General features: G+C 63.6%; 5 protein-coding genes. 4 read left to right on the top strand and 1 reads right to left on the bottom strand.

The annotated features are described in order from the left end of the window. Both M4D54_RS13610 and M4D54_RS13605 read left to right on the top strand, forming a co-directional pair. A partial coding sequence (locus tag M4D54_RS13610; RefSeq protein WP_259892085.1) for a hypothetical protein occupies positions 1-380 on the top strand: 380 nt, incomplete at its 5' end. Then, positions 377-766 carry a DUF6188 family protein gene (locus M4D54_RS13605; protein ID WP_259892082.1) on the top strand — a complete coding sequence of 130 codons (390 nt, stop codon included), beginning with the start codon at positions 377-379 and terminating at the stop codon, positions 764-766. The genes M4D54_RS13610 and M4D54_RS13605, both read left to right, overlap by 4 nt. Positions 767-1,086: 320 nt before the next feature. On the opposite strand, the gene M4D54_RS13600 is transcribed toward M4D54_RS13605, so the two are convergent. Further along, positions 1,087-2,322, bottom strand: a complete 1,236-nt coding sequence (locus tag M4D54_RS13600) for an ISL3 family transposase (protein WP_259892081.1) — start codon at positions 2,320-2,322, stop codon at positions 1,087-1,089. Between the two features lie 534 nt (positions 2,323-2,856). Here M4D54_RS13600 and M4D54_RS13595 point away from each other — a divergent pair. Both M4D54_RS13595 and M4D54_RS13590 read left to right on the top strand, forming a co-directional pair. Then, positions 2,857-3,990: an XRE family transcriptional regulator gene (locus M4D54_RS13595; protein WP_259892080.1), complete on the top strand. Its 1,134-nt coding sequence runs from the start codon at positions 2,857-2,859 to the stop codon at positions 3,988-3,990. Beyond that, the gene (locus M4D54_RS13590) at positions 3,987-4,448 is read left to right on the top strand and encodes a DUF4411 family protein (protein WP_110919380.1); all 462 of its coding nucleotides are present in this window, start codon (positions 3,987-3,989) and stop codon (positions 4,446-4,448) included. The genes M4D54_RS13595 and M4D54_RS13590 overlap by 4 nt, the downstream gene beginning before the upstream one ends. The last annotated feature ends 270 nt before the right edge of the window (positions 4,449-4,718 follow it).

Here is a 4,718-nt window from a genome sequence, read left to right as displayed (position 1 = left end):
ACACCCTCGGATGCCACGAGGAGACCGACTCACTGCTCCTGTCGTCTCCGACGAGCCCGTTCGTTCTCTTCTGGCTGCTATGGATCCTCATCAGCGCACCGGGCATCTGGTTCCGCTCGTGGGGGCGCACACTGTCGATCCTCATCGTCCTCCATGCCCTCCTCATCCTCGTCGCGGGATTCGGCCTGACGGGACTGTTCCTGGAGGAGAGCGGCACGCACCTGCGACCGCTCATGGTCGCAGCGACCATCCTCGGCAGCATCGCCGCGATGACGAGCGCGGTACTCGATCACCACCGGATCAAGACCGAAAGATCCGCCACACGCGCGGCTCCACGGACCGAGAGGCTGACAGAACCTCCTGAGAGTCGACGAGCATGACTGCGTCACCGAATCTCTTCACCCTCGAAGGAGGTGTCGTCTCCTGCGTCGAGTATGACTTCCCCCGCTTTATCCTCGCGACCGAGGACGGCTGGAACCTCACCATCGAGAGTGACTTGACGTTCTGCGCCGACGGCGCGGTCCTCCACACCCTCGACGAGGCTACGGATCACGATATCGCAATTCCCGACCGGCTCCGCGCGGGAATCAGGTGCCCCATCACCGGCTTTGTCATCGGCGACGACGACTCGCTGCACTTCGAATTGGCCGGTTGCACCGTGTGCGTCGCGCAAGATCCTGACTACGAAGCGTGGTCATTCATCGGGCCAGGCCATATGCTCGCCATGGCGCGCACTGGCTCCCGTGCAGTGCCGACTACACATTGAACCTAAACTCCACCGCATTCCGGTGATTGCGGAACCTTTGGCGCTAAGGCTGCCCCATGGCTGCCGGGGAGCGGGCTTCTAGGCCTCTGACCTGGGGGTTCAGGGGTGTCGCCGCCTCGCAGGCACTCCATCGACGGCTGCCGACCACGATAGCACCCGAGGTGACTGGCGGGCCGATGGAGAACTGGCTGGCGCAGGCTGTTGTACAGGCTGACCGTCACGCACGCCTACGCAGCTCTGCAAGCTGGAACTACAGGTTCGCCCTACCGCCAACGCGGCTCTTCGCGGTTCGTGGTGAATGACCCTGCTGTGGCGGGTATTCACGCTACGGTTCTCGCGGCGCTGGTCAGCAGGATACGCATCCGGTAGTTCTCGGCGTTGCGGAAGCCACGGCCAGTGCGTTTGATGTTCTTGATGCCGGTATTCGCGGCCTCGACTCGAGCGGTGGTCGCGCCGGTGACGATGAGGACCTCGATCGCGTCCCACCAGGTCACGACGGTGTCGTAGAGCTTGGTCGCCTCGGGCATATTCGCGATCTGCACGAAGTAGCCCATCCGCATCCGTTCCTCCCAGGCCTGAGCCAGGGTGTCGGTCGCCAATAGGCGACGGAGCTGCTCCTTGATGCCCCAGGCGGCGGAGAGCTCGTCGGTGGGGTCATCGGTGCGGAACACCCTCTCCAACCGCTCCCACGCCCGTGGAGTGAGGGTGTCAGCGCCGCGCAGCAGGAGCATCCGGTGCGCCCAGGCCGGGTCATCCTTGCGGCCGCGACGACCGTGATGGGTGCGGGCCAGGCGTTGCCGCACGGCGGCGACCATGTCGTTCCCGAGCTTGACGAGGTGGAACTTGTCGACCGAGACCGCAGCGCGGGGCAGGTAGGTCCGCAGTGCTTTGCGGAACGCGGCCGAGGGATCGATCGCGACGATCTCGATCCGCTCCCGCCAGAGCTCGGAGCGCTGGGCAAGCCAGTCACCGACGGCGGTGGAGTCCCGGCCGTCGACGACGCCGAGGACCTGTCCGGTGGTCAGGTCGACCAGGGTCGTCATCCATGGCTCGAACCGTCTCCAGGCACCTTCATCGGTGCGGAACCAGCGCACCGACCGGTAGCGGTGCTCATCGATGCCCAGGCGCGTCACTCGCACGTCCTCGGCGGCGGGGAGGACCACTGCGGCCGCCGCCAGCGCGGACTGGACCAGCCACCACGAGACGCCATGGGCCCGGGCGACCTCGGAGGCAGCCCGGCCCGAGGTGAGCACCGCGGAGACGACCTGATCCCGCAGCCGGGTCGTCGAACGCGCACGGTAAGGGACCTGATCGGTGGCTTCCCAGAACGTGCGCCGGGCGCAGGCCGGCTCGAGGCAGAACCAGCGCCGCTTGGCCCACACCACCTCCACCGCCCCGGCCACGGGGACGTCGCGCACCTTCTGGGACCGGCGGGAGTGGACCTTGGTCGCGAGCACCCCGCAGGACGGACAGCCCGGCGGCTCGATGGATTCGATCACCACTCGACGGCCTCCGTCGGGCAGGTCGATCGCGTCTGTGACGCGGTAATCGGGCAAGTTGAAGATCGTGCTCGCAGCATCACGCTGCGAACCAGTATTCTCGTGCACAGGCTCGTGGTCCTCTGAGGTGTGGATGTCTTGACAACACCCATCACAGCAGGACCACGGGCCGTTCTACGCCAGCGACGCGACGCTCTCCTTCACCACCAACCGCGAAGAGCCGCCAACGCTCGCCTGGTACGGGCACTCTCCGTCGTGGTTCCGCCAGTCGCACGCGTGGGGACCCTCATGGTGGTGCCAGCCGAAGTATCGACCAGCGTCTTCGGACCAGTGCTCACAGCGGATGACCTTCGGCGCGCGCTCGGCGTCATCAGTAGCCATGGGTCCATGATCCCACGCCGCATCGCCGGAACCGCCGGCGCAGGAGCGCCCCCAGGCTCCGCAACGACAGCGATCAGCAACGCTAGCGCTGATACGACGGGAGCGCCGGACTGATAGCGCTGGAGGGTCAGTGCCTAAACATATGATTGGGACAAGGTTACTCGCACCCGGCCTGCCGCCGCCGGCCGTCACTCAGGGAGGAGCAACGCCATGGCACGCGCACCCATCAACGGGGCCACACTGACTTGGGCGCGCTCCGTCATGCACCTGGATGCCCAGGACGTGGCCAGCGCCGCTGGCACGACCCTCGAACGGACACTTGCGTTTGAGTCTGGCGACGAGCAGCCGACCCTGAAGCAGCTAGAGAAGATTGCTAAGAAGTTGGACCGGACAATGGCCTTCTTCTTCGCTCCTCCGCCAACGTCCACGGACGTTCCACAGACCCCAGACTTTCGTGGGCGTGGAGCGGAACCCCTCCCACCCCTTCTGGCGCGCGAAATGCGCCGCGCGGAGCAGCACCGCGACACAGTGTTGGACCTCCAGGGAGCGCCGGAGCAGACAGCCCGAGTGGGTTCCATTAATTGGGACACGTACCGCAAGCGTGCCAGCGAGCTCCGTACCCATCTCGGTCTCCGCGAAGAGTTTGTCCCCCCCGAGAATGGCCAGAACCAGGTACTGAACTTTTGGCGAGGACTGCTGGAGCACCATGGCTACCTAGTGTTCCAGACGACCAAGGTGCCTCTCAGCACATTCCGAGGCCTGTCCATCCAGCACGATTCCTTGCCCGTTATCATCCTTAACGGATCCGATTCCAACAACGGCAAGGTGTTCACCCTCTTCCATGAGGTGGCACACCTTGCCAACAAAACCAGCGGGCTGTGCGATTTGGATGAGGACGTGAATGAAGAGGCCATCGCTAATGCGTTCGCAGCGAACTTCCTCATGCCCTACAAGCAGGTCACGGCGTTGGTACAGACCTTGGATGGAGAGCCCAGCGACCTAGCATCCAAGGTAGCGGCGCACTTCAAGGTCAGCTTTCTGGCCGCCGGCATCCGCCTCCGGACATTGAATGTAATTGACGACGACGATTTGGAATTCATCTGGCGGGAGAGTGACGCAGTCTGGGCCAAGAGCCGAGCGGACCAGAAGGCAAAGACCGGCGGGCCTGCCCCCTGGCGCGTGCGTTACCGAGACCTTGGCAGCACATATATCGGCACCGTAGCGCGTGCCGTGGAGGACTCCCGAGTTGACTGGATGGACGCCAGTTACCTCCTGAACGCGCGCATTCCCATGGTCAGACAGATGTTTGAGGAGTACTACCGGACTGAGGGGAGTAACCAGTGAGCTACACCCTCGATTCAAACATTCTCATTAACATGGAGCGGCTCTACCCCCGCGACATCTTCCCGACCCTATGGGCTTCAATCGAAGGCCTCGTGAGCCAAGGAGAGGCCTGCATCTGCGAAGCAGTCCTCCGCGAGTTGGAGCGAGGTGACGACGACCTCCACACCTGGGCAAAGAATCTTCACGGGTTCCTATGCGCAACGCATCAAGATGAGGTGTTGACAGTGGCCGCCATCACTCAGGCCCACCCCGAGTGGGTGAGCGGGACACAGAATGATGCCGACCCCTGGGTCATTGCCCATGGACTTCAAGAGCAACGGGTGGTGGTTACCGAGGAGAACCTAAAGGGACCCAATACCCCGGACCGGAACCAGAAGATCCCCAATGTTGCATTGGAACACGGGGTAGCGACCATGAAGTTCTTCGGATTCGTCAAGGCGCAAGGCTGGTCCTTCTAGCCGCTATGCAAGCCTGCGGCCGCCCGCTGCAGGTTTGCAATGGAGTAGTCCGAGTGTCGAGACCACGCTTTAACAGGCCACGTTTGCTGCCCGGTGGTACCTGACTTGGACCTCTCTGGGGTATCGACGCGGGTTTTGCGTGTATCGGTGCTGGTGAGCGCTTCGCAACTGCCTAGAGTGACACACTAAGCGGGTGGTGTTCCTGCGGAAGGTGAGGACGGCGTCGGGGGCGACGGCTGTGCAGATTGCTGAGCGGCGGAACTGAAGCGT

Source organism: Brachybacterium sp. p3-SID1565, assembly GCF_025143785.1.
GTDB classification, from domain to species: domain Bacteria; phylum Actinomycetota; class Actinomycetes; order Actinomycetales; family Dermabacteraceae; genus Brachybacterium; species Brachybacterium epidermidis.
Note: the sequence above shows the minus strand (reverse complement) of the source record. Positions and strands in the feature narration are given on the sequence as shown.

Coding starts and splice junctions, on each gene's coding strand:
- M4D54_RS13605 (WP_259892082.1), top strand. CDS start 377: ATGACTGCGTCACCGAATCTCTTCACCCTCGAAGGAGGTGTCGTCTCC.
- M4D54_RS13595 (WP_259892080.1), top strand. CDS start 2,857: ATGGCACGCGCACCCATCAACGGGGCCACACTGACTTGGGCGCGCTCC.